Genomic DNA, 19,754 nt, shown 5'->3' on the forward strand with positions numbered 1-19,754 from the left:
TGTGATGAAGTTGAATAGAATAATTATGGGGCTGACTGCACTGGTTGCGGCAGCCGGCAGTGTGGTTGCGGATGAAAAACCGAATATCGTTTTTGTGCTGGTGGATGATCAGCGCAATGACACGCTCGGATGCGCCGGGCACCCGGTGATTCAGACGCCGAATATTGACCGGTTGGCGGCGCAGGGGGTTCGTTTCGAAAACGCCTTCGTCAATACCTCAATCTGCATGGCCAGCCGCGCCACCATTTTTACTGGACTCACGCAGCGTTCGCATAACTATCGGCCTGCCGATCCGCAGGGGTCCACCCCCGTCTCCGATGCGGTTTTGATGGACAGTTTCCCGACGCAGCTGCGGCAGGCGGGTTACTACACCGGATTTTTCGGGAAAAACCATGTTGGCTTTAAGCGGGGCACATCGAAGGCCTTCGATACGATGTTTGATGATTGGCGGCATTTGACGTTGGGAATGAAAAAACAGCCGGACGGTACGATGCGCCACAGTGACGAACTGGTCGGCGACGAGTCGGTGGAGTTTTTGCGTCAGCGGCCAACCGATAAGCCGTTTATGCTTTATATGAGCATGACGATTGCACATGCGAAGGATTCGAATCACAGCCCGGGGATGGGGCACTATCCCTGGCCCAAAGCCGTGGACGGGATGTATGAGGACATTGATCCGGCCCGCCCGCGGCTGGATGATCCGGCGATTTATGAATCGATGCCCGGATTTCTGAAAGAATCACTCAACCGGACCCGGTATTTCTGGCGCTGGGATACCCCGGAAAAGTATCGCACCAATATGCGGGCTTACTACCGGATGCTGAGCGGCATGGACGGCATTGTGGGACGCGTATTGGCGGAGTTGGAAACGCAGGGTGTTCGGGATAATACGATCGTAATCTACACGGCTGATAACGGGTATTACATGGGAGAGCGCGGGCTGGCCGGGAAATGGTCTCATTTTGAGGAATCCCTGCGGGTGCCGCTGATTATTGCCGATCCGCGTCTTCCGAAAGAGAACGGCGGACGGGTTGAGCCCTCCATGGTGATGAATCTGGACTTGCCAACCACCATGCTGGATCTGGCGGGTGTTCCTGTTCCTGAGCAGTATCAGGGGGAAAGCCTGACGCCGTTTCTGACCGGAAACCGGCCCGCCGAGTGGCGCACGGAGTGTTTTGTGGAACACCATCAACTTAGAACAGTGATTCCGAGCTGGGCGGGTGTTCGTGACGAACGCTATGTCTATGCCCGATACGACCGGCAAAACCCTCCGTACGAGTTTTTACACGACCTGAAAGCCGATCCGGATCAGCTGAAGAACTTTGTCAACAACCCCGAATACGCGGAGATTCTCGACCGGTTGAGGAGCAATACAGATGGCTATATCCGGGAGTATACAGGTGGGTCGAAGCCGCCGTCTGACGAATCGGCTGAAAAATACACCGGCGGCGAGGCCTCTTTTAACGGGCGGCAGTCCGCAAAGCTGGCCGACGTTCCGGCACTGAGCGTTGAGAGCAAAATCACCTGGCGCATGGAGGTTAAGATTCATCCGGACTGCGCTCCCGGCGCGATTCTGATGGGAAACCGCAAGGCAAACGGTCGCGATTATTTCTTCAAGATTACCCCGTCGAAAGGCGTACAGCTTTTCAAAGATAGAAAACTACTCCTTAAGATTCCCGCCAGGATTCCGAAAGGCGTTTGGACGGAGGTTCGAGTCGTTAAAGAGGGGCCGCAGTTTACGCTCTTCATCAACGGGGAAGCCGCCGGGACGGCCCGCTCGAACCAACCCCTTCCGGCCATGCCGTGCTATCTCGGCGGCGACCCCGCTACGAAGAAGGAGTTCGCCAGATGCTCCATCCGCAATGCCTACGTGGAGGGGCCGTAACCGCGGTTGATATCAGGCGGGGAGAATGAGTCTAACGGATTTAGTATTAAACAAACACGAGGAAAGTAGAGCTATGAAAAAATTTATTATCAGATTGGTTATATCAATGCTTCCGATGGCGGGGATGTGCCGAATGGCCGGAGCCTCACTGGAGCAATCGTTTCAATCGCCGCCCGACAGCGCGCGCGCTCAGACGTGGTGGCATTGGATGAATGGGAATGTCAGCGCCGAAGGAATTACTAAGGATCTGGAGGCGATGAAGGACGCAGGATTGAATGGATTCACTGTTTTCGATGTGCCTTTAAATACACCTCGCGGCCCCGTTAATTACAACAGCCCGAAGTGGCACGAAATGATCGCTCATACGGTCAAAGAGGCGGATCGGATCGGACTGGAGATGACGTTCCATAACTGCGCCGGATGGTCATCCAGCGGCGGGCCGTGGATCACCCCGGAGCATTCCATGCACGAAGTGGTGTGGAGCGAGGTGCAGGTGTCGGGTGGTAAGGATGTGTCGATCACCTTGACGCAGTCGACCACCCGGAAGGGCTATTATCAGGATATTGTGGTGCTGGCTTTTCCGACGCCCGAGGGCGAACAGAACGGCAAGCCGGGGTTTCGCATCGAGAACTGGGAGGAGAAGTCTGGGAAGAATGAGCAGAGAGGTCAAAACCCTCATGCCGGGAGCGAGTTTTCTCCCTCGGATCTCATCGCAATGGACGGGGTTTTAAATCTGACGGACCGCATGACGACCGATGGCAAGTTGGCATGGACGGCACCAAAGGGCCACTACACGATTGTGCGCTTCGGGTATACGACGAGGGGAAAAACCAACCACCCGGCCGCACGTTCGGGTCAAGGACTGGAATGCGACAAATTGAGCAAAGCGGGTGCCGACCTGCATTGGAACCGGTTCCTGACGAACGTGTTGGCCGATGCCGGGCCGCTGACAGGAAAATCATTAAAACGCGTGTTGATTGACAGTTACGAAGTGGGGCTCCAAAACTGGACACACGATTTTGCGCAGCAGTTCAAGGCGCGCCGCGGCTATGACATGACACCGTGGATGCCTTGCATGACGGGGCGTGTGGTCGGCTCGCTCGAACTTTCTGAACGCTTCCTCTGGGACTTGCGCCGCACGATCATGGACTTGATGACGGAGAACTATTTTGGCCGCTTCGCGGAGCTATGCCATCAAAAGGGGTTGACGCTGTCCATCGAACCCTATGGTAACGGAGGCTTCGACCACTTTCAGGCGGCTGCAGTTGCGGATGTCCCGATTGGCGAATTCTGGACCAAGCGTCACATCGAGCGGCTCGACATGTCGATGAAGCTGACCGCGTCGGCGGCGCATATGGGCGATAAACGTTACGTCGGAGCGGAGGCGTATACCGCGATGCCCGAGGCCGCCGACTGGAAATCGCATCCCTATTCAATGAAAGCAGAAGGCGATTTGGCCTATGCGGAAGGGATCAACCGTTACATTTTTCACACCTTTGCGCATCAGCCTTTTGCCGATGACATTGTTCCCGGAATGACGATGGGGCGGTTCGGGATGCAGATGAACCGCAACAACACCTGGTTCATGGAGGCTCGTCCGTGGTTCGATCGCCTTGCGCGCTGCCAATACCTTTTGCAGGAAGGACAGTTCGTGGCGGATCTGCTTTATATCCATGGCGAAGGCGTTCAGCGAAATGAGGTTCGCAAGAGTCTGTCGCCCGTTCCTCCGGACGGATATGATTATGATGTCGGCGGCTTTGATGCCCTGATGGATCTGCGCGTTGAGGATGGCCGTCTCGTGTTGCCTTCGGGGATGTCCTATCGCGTGCTGGTGCTGACCCGCATGCCGACGGCACGCCCCGAGTTGATGACAAAGCTTGCCGAGCTGGTTCGTCAGGGTGCGATCGTTGTGGGCGAAAAGCCTGTTGGGTCTCCCAGTCTGGAAAACTATCCAGACTGCGACAAACAGGTCGAAACCATCGCCGCGTCGCTGTGGGACAGCGGCCGCGTCGAGAAACCGGAAAATTTACCGGCGGTACTCAAGCAGATTGATTTGGTGCCGGATTTCGAGGTGAGCGGGGAGGCAAACCTCGCCTACATTCATCGCAGGATCGACGGCAAGGATGTTTATTTTGTATCGAACCAGGACGCTCTTCCCAGCTCGGTGCGCTGCCGGTTCCGTGTCGCGGGGCGGACGCCTGAGTTGTGGCACCCCGATACCGGCCGGATCGAAGCGGCTCCGGTTTGGAAATCGAACGGAGCAACGACGGAGGTGGCGCTCGAACTGGATCCGGCGGGATCGGTATTCGTTGTATTTGACCGTCCGGTGGAACAGGTCAATCCGATTGCGGAGATCACGTTCCGTTCGGCTGAAGAGGCTCAGTCTGAAGAGGAGGGGCTTACGATCGTTCGGGCTTGGTACGGCAACCCTAACGACCCGCAACAGCGCGTCGATCTTACGGAAAAACTCGCCAAACGCGCAGCTCTTGGTCAAACGGTTTTCACCGCCAGTAATAAGGACTTCGGCGATCCGGCCAATAAGATAGAAAAAGTTTTGGAGATGGAATACGTAGCGAATGGGGTCTCGAAAACGGTTCGAGTGAACGAAAACCAATCGATTGACGTGAGCCAGGCGCTTGCCGCTGCCCGTCCGGAGCCGGTGCGGCCGCGCATTGTGGACGGCGAGGAACAGATTTTGGTCTTCAGTGCCGGAACGCTCGACGTGCGTCGCGCATCCGGAACCTCCGCCACTGTGGATGTGCCGGAGGTGGCAGAACCGCTTGCGGTCAATGGCCCGTGGACGGTCTCGTTCGGCAAACTGGGGCCGGAGGCACCGGTTGTGTTCAAGTCGCTCATACCCTTGAACGAACACGAGGACGAGGAGATTAAATATTTCTCGGGTGCGGCCACCTACCGAACCGAGTTTCATTATTCCGCAGCGGACAGCGCGTCGGCGATTCTGGATCTGGGACGCGTCGAGGTGATGGCCCGCGTGAAGCTGAATGGAACGGACTTGGGGCTGCTTTGGAAGCCGCCGTTCCGTGCCGACATTACCGGGGCCGTTCGGGAGGGCCGCAACGAGCTGGAAGTCACGGTGGTCAACCTGTGGGCCAATCGATTGATCGGCGACGAGCAATATCCGGATGTGCTGGAGTATAGGGGGCCTACGGCTTCGGTCGTCCCCGATTGGCTGAGGAACGGTACGCCGCGCCCGGCAACCGAGCGCAAGACCGTTACCCTGTATAAGCATTTGAGGAAAAATTCATCGTTGGTGGACTCTGGCTTGATTGGCCCTGTGCGCGTGCTGCGCCCGCAAATCGTACCGTTCAAGGATACGCAAAGGTAGAGTCGAGGCCTGTTTTGCCACTCGGCAGGAAAAAATTATACACGCAATTAGAACGAAAAATTATGAGAAATCGATACGCAATCATTCCAGTCGCTTTAGCGGCGTTCATCGTATGCGCTACCAATGGCTTTTCCGCCGCAAGCATTCGCCCGGTAGAGCCGCGCTGCGAATATCATGTCGAGCCGCAGGGCCTCGATGTGCTGCAGCCTCGACTGAGCTGGCGGCTGGAATCCGGTCAGCGCGCTCAGATGCAGAGTGCCTACCGCATTCTGGTGGCCGGTTCGCCGGAGACGTTGGCCAACGATGCCGGCGATCTGTGGGACTCGGGGAAAGTGAACTCGGGTGAAAGCATTCAGATCGCTTACAAAGGGAAGCCGCTGACGTCCCGCCAGTCCTGCTGCTGGAAGGTGATGGTCTGGGATCGGGAGGGGAATCCCTCAATCTGGAGCGAGCCCGCCATGTGGTCGATGGGCCTGCTTAAGCCGAAGGATTGGAAGGCGCAATGGATCGGTTACGATGAAATTCCGGAAGATCCCATCCAGGAAGGGCCCAAGGTGGTCGTGGTCAAGGCCCTGTATGGTTTAGGCGGAAAACCCTCAAAACAGGTTGATGTGACGGAAAAACTCCAAAAGCGGGTTGCCGAGGGGACGCTTAAACTTTCGGTTGGTAACGAACTTGCGGAAAAGGATCCCGCGCCCGGAAAACTGAAGAAGCTCGAACTTGAATATACATTTGATGGAGTCACTCGAAAACGGATCTTTAGCGAAGGCGAAACGTTTGAATTTTTCAGCACAAACCGGCCTAACTTGATGAATCGAAGCTATCTGCCGTCGCCGTATCTGCGCAAGGTATTCGCGGTGAAAGCTCCGGTAAAGCGGGCGGTGGTCTATGTTTCCGCGCAGGGGTTTGTTGAGTTGCATCTCAACGGGCAGCGCGTGGGTGATGAGTTTTTCACCCCGCCCGGCTGGACCGACTACCGCAAGCGCATCTACTATAAGGCCTATGATGTAACCGATCTGCTGCAGCAGGGCGATAACGCCATCGGCGGAATTCTCGGAGACGGCTGGTTCCGCGGCAACATCAGCATCAAGGGACAAAACCAGTACGGCTCAAAAATCCGTCTCCTTTCCCAACTCCATATCGATTACGCGGACGGACGCTCGGAAACCGTCGTCTCCGATCCGTCGTGGAAGGCTTCGTTCGGCCCCATCCTGCTGTCGGACATGCAGGCCGGGGAAACCTACGATGCCCGTCGTGAGATGCCCGGTTGGGATAAGTCCGGCTTTGATGACAGCCAATGGCGCGCGGTGAATACCGGGTCGGCACTGAAGGCAAACCCCGTCATCGAAGCCTATCCCGGCGTTCCGGTGCGCCGTACGCAGGAGCTGCCGGTCGTCAAAATCACCGAGCCAATGAAGGGTTTGCACGTCTTTGATTTGGGGCAGAACTTTGCCGGCTGGGTGCGGCTGAAGGTGAGCGGCAAGGCCGGCGATAAGATCGTGATGCGTTTCGGCGAGATGCTCAGTCCGGACGGATCGGTCTTTACCGAAAACCTCCGTTCCGCCCGAGCGACCGACACCTATATTCTCAAAGGCGACGGCGTGGAGGTGTGGGAGCCGCACTTTACCTTCCACGGCTTCCGCTATGTTGAAGTCACCGGGCTGCGCGAGGATCCGCCGGCGGATACGCTGACGGGAGTTGTGGTGCACTCCGATGCGCCGCTGACCAGCTCGTTCGAGTGCTCGGACCCAATGCTCAACCAGCTCCACAGCAACATTCTCTGGGGCCAGCGCTCTAATTATCTCGAAGTGCCGACCGACTGCCCGCAGCGCGACGAGCGGCTGGGCTGGACCGGCGATACGCAGGTCTATATCCGCTCCGGAACCTATCATCAGGATGTGGCTTCGTTCTTTACCAAATGGATCGTCGATCTGGAGGATACGCAGAATAGAGGCATGTTCGGCCAGCAGGCCCCGGCCTTCCATGGTCACGCCAGTTCCGGGTGGTCGGATGCCGGAATCATCTGTCCATGGACGATCTACAGGGTGTACGGGGATGCCCGCATTGTTGAAAAGCATTATGATGCAATGGCACGCTACATTGAAGCGTGTGAAAAGCATGGCTTGAGCGGAATACCCAAAGGGTTTGGCGACTGGCTGGCCGTCGGTTCCAGTACGCCGAAGGATGTGATTTCGACCGCCTACTTTGCCTACAGCACAAGCCTGATGGCGGAGATGGCCGAAGCGATCGGAAAAAAAGCAGACGCGACAACATACCGGGAGCTGTTTGAGCGCATCCGCGAGCATTTCCAAAAAACCTTTGTTGATGCCGACGGCCGGGTGAAAGGCAATACACAGACCGCCTACTGCATGGCGCTGCATTATGACCTGCTGACCGAAAAACAGCGCAGGCAGGCGGCGGCTCATCTGGTGGAGCGGATTAAAGCCAAGGACTACCATCTCTCGGTCGGTTTCCTCGGGGTGCCGATCCTGCTGCCGACGCTGACCGAGATCGGGCGGAGTGATCTCGCGTATCGCCTGCTGCAGAACAAGACCTATCCTTCCTGGGGCTATTCCGTCGAACAGGGCGCCACCACCATCTGGGAGCGCTGGGACAGCTGGACCCGCGAGAAGGGGTTCAATGCCGGCGCGATGAACTCGTTCAACCACTATGCCTACGGGGCCTGCAGCGAGTGGATGTTCTACTCCATGCTCGGGATTGATCTGGACGCAGCCGGCTACAAGACCATCCGCATGAAGCCCGAAATTGGATCCGGCATAACGTGGGCCAAGGGGCATTATGATTCCATTCGCGGGCGGATTTCCAGTGATTGGAAAATCGAAGACGATACCTTCCACTGGAAGGTCGAAATCCCGGCCAACTCAACAGCCACTATGTATATCGCGGCCGAACAAGCTGCCGACGTGACTGAAGGCGGCCGCCCGGTTGAAGACGGGGCCGGCATACAGGTGCTTGGTCAGAAGGAGGGCTGCGTGGTGATTCAGGTCGGATCAGGAAGCTATGCCTTTACGGCAAAAGGCCGGCTGTAGCGAAGGCAGAAAGAAGGTTGCGACAGCCTGCAGTGTGGTTGCGGTAGAAAATATGATGAAGCACTATGGACTAAAAATAACATTACATCATAGGACTGAAGTAGCCCCTTTTTTTGGCTGACCCTTAACCAGAAGGAAATCGATGATGAAACATAGGCGCTGGATCTGCTTTTTGACTATCGCGGTGGGGTTTCTGATCTGCGCTCAGGCGCAGCAAACAGGGAGCTGGGGCGATCAGGGCGACGGAACCTACCGGAATCCGGTCCTCAACGCGGACTACCCCGACGTGGATGTCGAGCGGGTGGGGGACACCTACTTCATGATCTCGTCGAAGCAGCACATGAGTCCGGGAATGGTGATCCTTGAATCGAAGGATATGGTGAATTGGACAACCATCGGGCACGTTTGGGACAGGCTTTCCTGGGCGCCGGAATACAACTGGAACGAAATGCGGGGCTACAGGTTCGGGGTGTGGGCCGGCGATTTGGCCTACCACGACGGTACCTGGTATTGTTACCAGATTGATTCTCGGCACGGGCTGTATATGAGTTCTGCAACAGATATCAGAGGCCCCTGGACCCAACCGATCCAGATGCTTACCAACGAAAAAATATTTGATGATCCCGTTGTCTTTTGGGACGAAAAAGAACATCAGGCTTATTTGTTGTGCAATACAGCAAAGAAACAGAAACGACCAGAGAACACGACGCCTGGAAGCGAGAACAGGTTATATAAAATGAGTTGGGATGGGCGGGAGATTCAGGACTCGGGAAAAGTGATTTATACCGGTCCCGGAGCTGAAGCCGCCAAAATCTACAATATTAATGATACCTGGTATATTTTTATGGCGGAGTGGTTTGTCGGCGATAAGGAAACGCCTCTTGGAAGGCCAAGTAAAAAGAACGACCGCAAGCAGCTTGTGCTGCGCTCGCAAACAGACAGCATCTACGGGCCCTATGAAAAGAAAGTTGTGTTCGAGCGAGGCAACGGTTTTGAACGGTCATGCAGCCAGGGCGCATTGATGCAGGCCCCCGACGGCTCTTGGTGGTACATGCACCAGCTGATCCAGAACATCGGGAATCCGTTTCAGGGACGTCCGCAGTGCCTGCAGCCGGTTAAATGGGTCGATGGTTGGCCAATGATCGGCAAGGATATCGACGGCGATGGCATTGGCGAGCCGGTGCGGTCGCATGAAAAACCGATTAATGGATTCCCGGTCACTGCGCCGCCCACGGATGATGAATTCAATCCCGGCCGGCTCGGTGTGCAATGGGAGTGGAACCATAACCCGCGTGATAGCCACTGGACGCTGGCGGAGCGGCCGGGGTGGCTGCGGCTTAAGGCTGACCGGCCGGTTGCGCCGGTGAAAAACTACAGAATACATGGTCAGCTATTCTGGCGGGCCTTCAATACCGTCAGTCAGCGGATAATGGGCACTTCGACCGGGAGTGCCGTGGCCCGGTTTGACCTCTCCGGCATGAAGGCGGGGCAGCGCGCCGGATTTGTCCGTTTTGGCGGGATCTTTCACCTGCTCGGTGTTCATGTCGAAGAGAACGACACCCGCAGACTGTTCTTCATGGATATGAACGGGAAGGAACTCCGTGGCGACGCGATCCATGGCAACGACCTGTTCATCCGCACGACCAACAAAGGAGACCGCGCAGCCTTTGAATTCAGCACGGATGGTGAACGCTTCACGCGTTTCGGTCCGGAATTCACCATTGCGTTTGGATTCTGGAGCGGGGATCGCCTGGGCTTCTTCTGCTGGAATGAATCCGGCGAAAACGGCCACGTGGATATCGACTATTTCCACTACGACTACGACGGGCCGAAGCAGGAACTAAAAGGGGCGGAAAAGAACGGATGCTTAAATGACGCTCTGCGATAACCTGTAAAAGGTGAGGTACCTACATGGAAGATTATGCCCATGCAGCTTCGCATTCGATCAAAGTAAAGAAAGTAAAAATGAAAAACTGGATATTAAGTCTCTTATTGCTGACAGGGGCGGCTCAGGCTGCGGAGAAGCCGAACATGATCTTGATCATGGTGGACGACATGGGCTTTTCCGATGTCGGTTGCTATGGCGGTGAAATCGAAACGCCTAACATCGACCGCCTTGCGGCGCAGGGCGTGCGCTTTTCGCGATTCTATAACGGCTCGCGCTGCTGCCCAACTCGCGCATCACTGATGACCGGGCTGCATTCGCACCTCACCGGTATCGGCCACATGACGAATTCGCCGAACAAGGAAAACCACGATGCGGGCGAACAGTTTTCGAGCTATCGCGGCTTCCTCAACCGCAACTGCGTAACGCTTGCCGAGGCACTTAAACCCGCCGGGTACGCTACACTAATGACGGGGAAATGGCATCTGGGGTACAACCATAAGAATCGTTGGCCGCTGCAGCGCGGCTTCGAAAAATATTATGGCTGCATCTCGGGCGCAACCCGCTTCTTCTATCCGTACGACGCGCGCGGGATGACCTTCGGCAACGAACCGGACAAGGAATTGAAGAGCACAACGGATCGTCCGTTCTATACCACGGATGCATTCACCGACCATGCTATCCGTTTCATTCAGGAAGAGCAGCAGGGGAAGGATCGCCCGTTCTTTCTTTATCTGGCCTATACCGCGCCGCACTGGCCGCACCAGGCGCATGAGGAGGACATCGCGAAATATGCCGGCAACTATATGATGGGCTGGGATGCCCTGCGCGAACAGCGCTATCAGCGCCAGATCGAACTTGGACTGATCAAGCCGGAATGGAAGCTTTCGCCGCGCGATAAAAAAGTGCCGGCATGGGACACGCTGAATGCCGAAAAGCAGAAGGTGATGGATATGCGCATGGCGGTCTATGCTGCTATGATCGACCGAATTGATCAGAACATCGGAAAATTGGTCCAGACATTGGAAAAGAGCGGGCAGCTGGATAATACGCTGATTCTGTTTCTGTCCGACAACGGCGCTTGTGCCGAGGGTCCGCCACTAGGGCGCGGCGAAATTATGGATCCGGAAAAGCGCAACCAGCAAACCAATAACAACTATGGCGCGGCCTGGGCGAATGTTTCCAGCACGCCGTTTCAGCTCTACAAGCACTACACCCATGAGGGCGGTGCGGCCACCCCGTTTTTCATGCACTGGCCGAAGCGTATTCAGCCGCAGGCGGACTGGTATGAGTCGCCGGCGCAGCTGATAGACGTGATGCCGACCCTGCTCGACCTAGCGGGAGCAACCTATCCCCAGGCGGTCGATGGAAATAAAATCTATCCGCTGCGCGGTGTGTCGCTCGCTCCGGCGTTCGATGGCAAGCCGATCCAACGCACGGCTCCGATGTTTTCGGAGCATGAAAAAAATGCCTTCATGATGGACGGCGACTGGAAGCTGGTCGGCCGCGGCGTTGCCGCGCCGGAGGGCGTGCTCGTTTCCAAATGGGAGCTCTACAATCTTGCGGAAGACCGCACCGAGCTGAACGATCTTTCCGGAAAATATCCCGAGCGCCTCGCGGAGATGTCCAGGGCCTGGAATAAATGGGCCGACCAGGACAGGGTCTACCCCAAGCCGAGACCGAGAAAGAAAAAGCAAAAGCAATCGGGGGTACCCGCACATTGCGGAATGCGGAATAGTGGAACGTCTGAAAAAGTTTTGGATAAGCACGCGGAATAAAATAAAGAAAAAGCTCAGGACGGTGCGGGATCTGAGAGGGGTGTGGGCTTTACTCCTGACATGAAAAAACTAACAGCAGGAACGCTCTTTTAACCACGAAATACAGCGCGAAAGCGGGCGCGCTTGGTTTTCGTCTGGTTCGTGTATTTCGGGGTCTAAATTCTGAAGACAGGAGATATGGAGATGCGAAAAAGAAATTCGTTGTTGGCGGGGCGTCATATTTTTAATGTAAATTGCAGCTACAGAGGAAGTTTATCGTATTTTTGAAGAAAAGGAACCTTATGAAATTATTTAAACTATATGGACTGATCGCTGTTTTGGCTTCGTTATCAGCGGGGCTGGCTTTTGCAGAGACTCTGGAGGAACGTTTTCAATCCCCGCCGAATTCCGCGAAACCGCATACGTGGTGGCACTGGATGAACGGGTATGTTTCAGCCGAAGGGATTACCAAAGATCTGGAGGCGATGCAGCGAGCTGGGCTCGGTGGATTTCAGGCGTTCCAAATCGAAAGAGGGATGGATGCCGGGCCGGTCAAATATCTAAGCAGCGAGTGGCGCGAGTTGATGACGCATACGATTAAAGAGGCGGACCGTCTCGGGTTGGAGGTGTGCTATCATCAAACGGCGGGTTGGTCGAGCAGCGGCGGCCCGTGGATTACGCCGGAATATTCGATGCAGAACGTCGTCTGGACGGAACAGCAGGTCGAAGGACCGACGTCTGTGAAGGTAAAATTAGAAAAGCCGCAGAAACTGCGGGATAACTATTTTCAGGATATCGCTGTGCTGGCGTTTCCAACCCCTGAATCCGAGCGCAATGGCAAGAAGGGGTTCCGGGTGGATAACTGGAAAAGCAAAGCCGGTTATGAGCGCGATGATAAAATCCAACCGGATACTCGTGCGGTGGACGCCGGCGATCAGATTGATTTTTCATCCATTATTGACCTCAGCGACAAGATGGATGCTAACGGGCAGCTTCAATGGAGTGCCCCGAAAGGGCAGTGGACCATTGTTCGTTTCGGGCATGCGGTCTGCGGACTTCAGAATCGCCCGGCTCCACGTGAAGGGCGTGGCAACGAATGCGACAAAATGAGCAAAGCCGCGGCGGAATGGCATTGGAAACATACCGTGCAGAAGGTGATTGATGATGTGGGGCCGTTGACGGGTAAAGCATTCAGCAGCGTGTTGATCGATAGTTATGAAACAGGCCAGCAAAACTGGACCAAGGGTTTTGATGAAGAATTCAAGAAGCGCATGGGATATGATTTTATAAATCATCTGCCGGCGGTAACAGGACGAGTGGTAAACAACCTGGATTACACCGAACGGTTCCTATGGGATTTTCGCCAGGTGATTGCCGATCTATGGACCGAAAACTATTTCGGACATTTTGCTGAAATGTGCCATGAAAACGGGTTGACGCTTGCGTGCGAGCCCTATGGTAAGCCGGGCAATATGGACGACTTTGCGGTGGCGGATGTCGTCGATATGCCCATGGGCGAATGGTGGGCCAGATCCACGGGAGGACCGTTCCGGAGTTCCTCAAAAATGGCGGCATCGGCCGCGCATACCAACGGCCGCCGTTTCGTGGGAGCGGAAGCTTTCACCGCAGGGCGTATGGAAGCGGCCTTTGTGAATCACCCTTACGGACTCAAGGTTCAGGGCGACTTCTTTTTCTGTCAGGGGATCAATCGTTTCATTTTTCATACCTTTGTTCATCAGCCGTGGGGCGATGAGGTTCTGCCCGGCATGACGATGGCGGTGTGGGGATTCCAGAACAATCGCAACAATACGTGGTATGAGCAGGGCCGGGCGTGGAATGAATATCTGGCCCGCAGTCAGTATCTTCTGCAGGAGGGGAAATTTCAGGCGGACCTCTGCTATTATCCGGGCGAAAGCGCGCCTCAGACGGTCAGACACCGGGAAGAGATGAATCCGACTGCGCCGGCGGGGTATGATTATGATCTGATCTCGCGCAAAAACCTGATGAAAATGACGGTTAAAGAGGGGCGTTTGGTGCTGCCCGGCTTGATGGAATACCGCCTGTTGATCATGCCGGATGGACCGGTTCGTCCTGAGGTCTTGAAAAAGGTTGAGCAGTTACTGAGCGCTGGCGCGCATATCGTCTGGAAAAAACCGGAAGGCACACCGGGTTTGCAGGATTACCCAAATGCAGATCGTTTCGTGAAAAAAGCGGCCGATCAGGTGTGGCGTGACTGCGACGGTACGAAAGCTAAAGAGATCGCCTATAAAAAAGGCAAACTCTACTGGCCCGGTCCATTAGCCGAAATTCTTTCCTCCATGGGCGTTCAGCCGGATGTGGAATTTCGCTCCATTCAGGGCATTGCCCCCAATCTCATCGGCGGCAATGGATATGAGTGGATTCATCGCAAAATCGGCGATGCCGATGTGTATCTGATCTCCAATCAGCAGGAAATGCCCCGTCAGGTGGAAGTGATCTTGCGTGATAAAGGGCGTGTTCCCCAGCTGTGGAATGCGCAGACGGGTGAAATTAAACAAGCTCCTTTTTTCCAAACAACGGATGATGATCGCACGCAGGTAAAGCTCTTTATGGAACCCGCCGAATCGGTGTTTGTGGTGTTTCAGGATCAGGCCACTGCGCCAAGTGTCGTAAAGATGCTGCACAATGGAAAATCGCCGTTTGACAGTAAGATGGCGGCGAGCAGCCCCTTGGTTATTCATAAGGCCGTCTTTGGTGCGGCTGACGGGGACCCCGACTCCCAAAAGGACGTGACTTCCAGAATCCGATTACTGATCAAAAACAATGCATTGGAAATGGTGGTCACTACGCAGGCGGCGACCGGTGAAAAACCTACCATAGGAGCAACGAAAGCATTGCGTGTGGACTATTCCTACGGCTCAGAGGTCATAACCGTTGCGCGAATGGAGAATGAAGTCCTCACGATTAAAGATGAAACCGTGGTTTTTCCCGCCCAGCCGGAACCGGCAACCCTGTCGGTCGCAAATAATGAAACCATCCTGTCCGCCTGGCAGCGTGGGGACTACGACGTCGTCTATTCCGATGGAACACGAAAAGCGGTTAAGGTGACCGATGTGCCGAAATCCTTGGATCTTACCAAGGACTGGAACCTGAAATGTCCGGAAGGCTGGGGCCCGACCAAAGTCAGGCTGGATAAACTGATTTCCTGGACGGAGCACCCGGATCCGGAACTGAAGTATTTCTCCGGAACAGCGGTTTACGGGAAGCAATTTAATGTGCCGGCCGATCAACTGAGCGAGGAATATGCGGTCAGTCTGGATCTCGGCGACGTACAGGTTTTTGCCGAAGTGATCCTGAATGGCAAAAACCTCGGGATTCTGTGGAAGCCGCCGTACAAACTGGATGTTACGGGAATGCTTAAGTCGAAGGGCAATCAGCTTGAGATTCGCGTTACCAACCTGTGGGTGAATCGCATGATCGGCGATGAGCATTATCCTGAGACCGATACATACATCCCGGGCAGGAAGCCGGCGGAGAATTTAATTGAGAAGATTCCCGCCTGGCTGAAGAATGGAACACCACGCCCCGCGACCGAGCGCAAAACGTTTACAACCTGCCGGTTTTACACCAAGGATTCGCCGATAGTTGAATCCGGTCTGATCGGTCCGGTACAGTTAAAATTTGGCGTTAAAAAGGTTGTGAATGAGCCGTGATTGATGTGGCCTTAATGCATGAATAAATCAGGGGCTAACAGAGCACCCCGTCAGGAGAATAATGAGCAGGAAATTTACATGTATATTTGCATCAGCTTTGCTGGTCGCCACGGGAGCATTAGCGGATCAGCCGTCGTTTGATCTTGTGGAAATTGAGAGGCCTCGGATTCTGGAAAAAGCGGAAGGATATCTTTCTGCCTCCCCCGTAACGGTTACGGCCGCGGTATGCGAGCGGAGCGAAGGTGGGAAACACGATTTTTATTCCGAGGGCGATTATTGGTGGCCGAATCCCGATGATCCGGATGGGCCGTATGTCCGCCGCGATGGAGAAACGAATCCTGAAAACTTTATTGCCCACCGCAAGGCGATGATTCGCTTCAGTGATATAATGGGTACGCTGACTTCCGCTTACCTGCTTACGGGGGAAGAACAGTATGCCCGGCAGGCCGTGGCGCATCTCAACGCCTGGTTTGTTGATGAAGCAACGCGCATGAATCCAAACCTTTTATACGGGCAGGCCATCAAAGGACTGCATTCCGGGCGCAGTATTGGGATCATAGATACCATTCATCTGGTGGAAGTGGCGCGCAGTGCAAAGATTCTGTGTGGCTCTCCGTCCTTTCCTGAAAATGATCAGATGCCGGTGAAGGCTTGGTTCAAAAACTACCTGAAGTGGCTAAATACCCATGAATATGGATTGAAGGAACGGGAGCACCCGAATAACCATGGCGTTTGCTGGTCGTTGCAGGCGGCGGCATTTGCGCAGTTGATTGGCGATGATGCTCAGCTGGCGAGGATTCGGAATCAATTCAAGACCGTTTATATTTCGGAAATGATGAATGCAGCGGGCGGGTTCCCGAAAGAGCTCAGCCGCACGAAGCCCTATGGCTATTCCCTGTTTGTGATAGATGCGATGGCCGGCGTGGCACAGATGGCATCCATTCCTGAAGACAATCTGTGGAGCTTCGAGCTGCCGGATGGGCGGGGCATGAAAAAGGGCATGGAGTTTATCTATCCCTATATCGTTGATAAGGCCTCTTGGCCGAAAGATCCCGATGTGCTTTATTGGGACGAGTGGCCCGTGCGGCAGCCCAGCCTGTTGTTTGCTGGAGTTGCGCTTGGTCGATCAGAATATCTGAAAGCGTGGCAAAGCCTTGAATCGAATCCGGAGACCTTTGAAGTCCTCCGCAACCTGCCGCTTCGTCATCCGTTGATTTGGATTCAAAAATAGGAAACAGGGAAAATTAGATGAAACGAAAAATTGCAGCTTTGGCATTGTGCCTCGCGACGGTCTGTCAGGCGGAGCGTCTGAATGAGAATTGGGATTATTTGAAAGGCGATATCGGCGGGCCGTGGGAGGCGCTGCGCGAAAACCTGGAGCGTAAAGGCAAACCGGAAAATATTCCGGTGTGGGATAAGGTAACGCTTCCGCACTGCTTTAACGCTTGGGATGCCGTTGATCCGGATGTGACCTATTATCAGGGTCCCGGATGGTATCGCACGTTTATTGATATTAAGAATCCGCTCAAAAACGGCCGTACGCTGTTGCATTTTGAAGGAGCAGGGCAGAAAACTGAAGTGTATGTGGGGCTGACACCGGTTGGCAAACATGTCGGCGGTTATGACGAATGGACGGTGGATATTACCGACGCCGTTTCCAAACATCGGAAAGACAAGGAACTGATCGAAAAATATAAAGGAAAAATTCCAATCATCGTTCGGTGCGACAACACACGCGATCTGGAAATGATGCCCTCGGATCTTTCGGATTTTAATGTCTATGGCGGGCTCTACCGCTACGTCAACCTGAACTATGTTCCGGCGCTTTCGCTTGGGCTTCGGAAAGTGGATGCCAAGGTCGATGTGGCTGGCGCTGAAGGTGTCGTGACGGTTTCGGCGGATCTATATAATCCGACCGGTATTCAATCCGCAGAGGCGGAAATCGAATTGCGCGCGCCGAATGGTTCTATGGTGGTAACGAAAAAAGTCAAAGTAGATGCGTCAAAGACAACCGTATCACTTTGTGAGTTTAAGGTTCAACAACCTCTGCTTTGGTCGCCGGAAGAGCCGAACCTGTATACCTGTGTGGTTCGTCTGAAATCAGAAGCCGGCGTGTCGGAAGAGCAAGACCAGATCGGGTTCCGCCATTTTGAATTTTTGAAAAACGGGCCGTTTATGCTGAACGGCAAGCGATTGTTGCTGCGCGGAACGCACCGCCATGAAGACCATGCCGGTGTCGCAGCCGCCATGACCGAGGATATGATTCGGACTGAAATGGAAATGATGAAGGAGATGGGCGTAAACTTTATCCGTCTCGGACATTATCAGCAGTCACTGATCGTTCTGGAAGAGTGTGATCGTTTGGGCATTCTGGTCTGGGAGGAAATTCCCTGGTGTCGCGGCGGTATCGGCGGCGAAGTGTACAAAGAGCAAGGCCGCCGCATGCTCAGGAATATGATTGCCCAGCACTATAATCATCCTTCCGTTATTATCTGGGGATTGGGCAATGAAAACGACTGGCCGGGCGATACGCCTGACTTTGACGAGGCCGCCGTGCGGAACTATATGATTGAGCTCAATACGCTTTCGCATGAACTGGACCCCGATCGTAAAACCGCCATCCGGCGCTGTGAATTCTGCAAGGATGTGGTGGATGTCTATTCGCCCTCCATTTGGGCGGGATGGTATCGCGGTAAATTTACCGACTACAAAGCATCTACGAAAAAAGCCGTTGATGGGGTGGATCATTTTTTCCATGCGGAATGGGGGGCGAGCAACCATGCGCGCCGTCATTCTGAAACGCCGGATCAAAACCTAGAAGCCGTCGGCGGAGGAAGCACTGACGAACGCGACGGCGATGCCTCGCTCTACGGCGGCCCGCCGCGAGTTTCAAAAGACGGCGACTGGTCCGAAACCTATGCCTGCAACCTGATTGACTGGCATTTGAAAGAGCAGGAAACGATGCCGTACTTAACGGGCTCGGCGTATTGGCCCTTCAAGGACTTTTCCACGCCGATTCGGCCAGAAAATCCGGTTCCCTACGTGAATCAGAAGGGCGTGGTTGAACGCGATTTCAGGAAAAAGGAGGCCTTCTATGTCTTTCAGTCCTACTGGACCGTAGAACCGATGGTTCATATTTACGGAGCAACCTGGCCGACCCGCTGGGGCAAGGCCGGCGAAGCAAAGCTCGTGAAAGTTTATTCCAACTGCGACGAAGTCGAACTGTTCCTGAACGGTAAAAGCCTCGGGAAGAAAAAACGCGACAGCCAAAATTTCCCCGCCGCCGGCCTGCGCTGGCGCGTGAAATTTAAGGGTGGTGAAAACAACGTCGAAGCCGTCGGATTCAAAAATGGAAAACAGATCAAAGACAATGTAACCTGGGGTTATGAAACCCGCGAATGGGGGAAACCCGCAATTCTTGAGGTGACCACGTTCCGGGATTCCGAAAATCAAACATGGGTAGAGGTCCTGCTGAACGATAAGCATGGGGTACCTTGTCTGGATGCTACGGCATTTGTCCGTTTCTCTCTAGTCGGTGACGGTCGTCTGGTCGATAACCTCGGTACTTCAACGGGCGCAAATAAGGTGCAGGTCTGCAACGGGCGCGCGCGGATCAAAGTCGATGCCAACGGCGGTTCCAGCGTTGTTGCCGTGTCTTCCGAGGGGTTGAAAACACAGTTCATCTCGATTAAGTAGGTTTACGAAGTCGAAAATTGCACAATCATAGCCTAACCCCGCGTTCAACCGGAATCGGTAAAGTTCACGTTCACCTTTGTTCCTCAAGCACATGACGAACGGTAAGAAATGAGAACGATGAAACAGGCTTTCCTGGTATTTATGTTGATGGCTCTTCCGGTCATTGGATGTTTGGCGGATGATCAGGTCATGGATTTTTCGGGGTCGTGGGGATTTCGGTTGGATCCGGACAATGCGGGGATTGCCGCGCAGTGGTATGGTAGCGAGACCGACCAAATCCTGACGCTTCCGGGATGTCTACAGGAACAAGGGTATGGAAATGTTCCGGGGCCGGATACTGTATGGATGAACCCGGTCGTCAACTCCTGAAAAAGGCGATTCGTATCACCATGGCGTACAGCCATGACGGCGTCTTTGGCCCGCTGCGTTTGCGCGAGATTCCC

9 protein-coding genes are annotated in these 19,754 nt (G+C 54.6%); all 9 read left to right on the forward strand.

Annotated elements, in window-relative coordinates; translation table 11 throughout:
- Positions 1 to 4: 4 nt before the first annotated feature.
- The 9 genes from E9954_RS06060 (at position 5) to E9954_RS06100 (ending at position 19,680) form a co-directional block, all read left to right on the forward strand.
- Positions 5 to 1,885, forward strand: coding sequence for a sulfatase family protein (locus tag E9954_RS06060; protein ID WP_136078321.1), 1,881 nt, complete (start codon positions 5 to 7; stop codon positions 1,883 to 1,885).
- A gap of 73 nt (positions 1,886 to 1,958) precedes the next feature.
- The gene (locus E9954_RS06065) at positions 1,959 to 5,231 is read left to right on the forward strand and encodes a glycosyl hydrolase (protein WP_168442018.1); all 3,273 of its coding nucleotides are present in this window, start codon (positions 1,959 to 1,961) and stop codon (positions 5,229 to 5,231) included.
- Positions 5,232 to 5,293: 62 nt separating this feature from the next.
- Entirely contained in the window at positions 5,294 to 8,281 is a 2,988-nt protein-coding gene (locus E9954_RS06070; RefSeq protein WP_136078323.1) for a family 78 glycoside hydrolase catalytic domain, read from the forward strand.
- Positions 8,282 to 8,426: 145 nt separating this feature from the next.
- On the forward strand, positions 8,427 to 10,169 hold the full coding sequence (locus tag E9954_RS06075; RefSeq protein ID WP_407947754.1) for a glycoside hydrolase family 43 protein: 1,743 nt from the start codon (positions 8,427 to 8,429) through the stop codon (positions 10,167 to 10,169).
- Positions 10,170 to 10,246: 77 nt separating this feature from the next.
- Positions 10,247 to 11,944, forward strand: coding sequence for an arylsulfatase (locus E9954_RS06080; protein ID WP_136078325.1), 1,698 nt, complete (start codon positions 10,247 to 10,249; stop codon positions 11,942 to 11,944).
- Positions 11,945 to 12,225: 281 nt separating this feature from the next.
- Positions 12,226 to 15,615 (forward strand): glycosyl hydrolase, encoded by a 3,390-nt coding sequence (locus E9954_RS06085; protein WP_136078326.1) that lies wholly within the window; start codon positions 12,226 to 12,228, stop codon positions 15,613 to 15,615.
- 61 nt (positions 15,616 to 15,676) lie between these two features.
- Complete coding sequence (locus E9954_RS06090) at positions 15,677 to 16,846, forward strand: alginate lyase family protein (RefSeq protein WP_136078327.1); 1,170 nt, start codon at positions 15,677 to 15,679, stop codon at positions 16,844 to 16,846.
- Between the two features lie 17 nt (positions 16,847 to 16,863).
- Entirely contained in the window at positions 16,864 to 19,311 is a 2,448-nt protein-coding gene (locus E9954_RS06095) for a glycoside hydrolase family 2 TIM barrel-domain containing protein (protein ID WP_136078328.1), read from the forward strand.
- A 117-nt stretch (positions 19,312 to 19,428) separates the two neighbouring features.
- Positions 19,429 to 19,680 carry a hypothetical protein gene (locus E9954_RS06100; RefSeq protein WP_136078329.1) on the forward strand — a complete coding sequence of 84 codons (252 nt, stop codon included), beginning with the start codon at positions 19,429 to 19,431 and terminating at the stop codon, positions 19,678 to 19,680.
- Positions 19,681 to 19,754: the final 74 nt, after the last annotated feature.

Source organism: Pontiella desulfatans (genome assembly GCF_900890425.1).
GTDB classification, from domain to species: Bacteria; Verrucomicrobiota; Kiritimatiellia; order Kiritimatiellales; family Pontiellaceae; genus Pontiella; species Pontiella desulfatans.

Bases quoted from the DNA above. Each gene is read 5' to 3' on its own strand.
- E9954_RS06060 (WP_136078321.1), top strand. From the start codon at position 5: ATGAAGTTGAATAGAATAATTATGGGGCTGACTGCACTGGTTGCGGCA.
- E9954_RS06065 (WP_168442018.1), top strand. From the start codon at position 1,959: ATGAAAAAATTTATTATCAGATTGGTTATATCAATGCTTCCGATGGCG.
- E9954_RS06070 (WP_136078323.1), top strand. From the start codon at position 5,294: ATGAGAAATCGATACGCAATCATTCCAGTCGCTTTAGCGGCGTTCATC.
- E9954_RS06075 (WP_407947754.1), top strand. From the start codon at position 8,427: ATGAAACATAGGCGCTGGATCTGCTTTTTGACTATCGCGGTGGGGTTT.
- E9954_RS06080 (WP_136078325.1), top strand. From the start codon at position 10,247: ATGAAAAACTGGATATTAAGTCTCTTATTGCTGACAGGGGCGGCTCAG.
- E9954_RS06085 (WP_136078326.1), top strand. From the start codon at position 12,226: ATGAAATTATTTAAACTATATGGACTGATCGCTGTTTTGGCTTCGTTA.
- E9954_RS06090 (WP_136078327.1), top strand. From the start codon at position 15,677: ATGAGCAGGAAATTTACATGTATATTTGCATCAGCTTTGCTGGTCGCC.
- E9954_RS06095 (WP_136078328.1), top strand. From the start codon at position 16,864: ATGAAACGAAAAATTGCAGCTTTGGCATTGTGCCTCGCGACGGTCTGT.
- E9954_RS06100 (WP_136078329.1), top strand. From the start codon at position 19,429: ATGAAACAGGCTTTCCTGGTATTTATGTTGATGGCTCTTCCGGTCATT.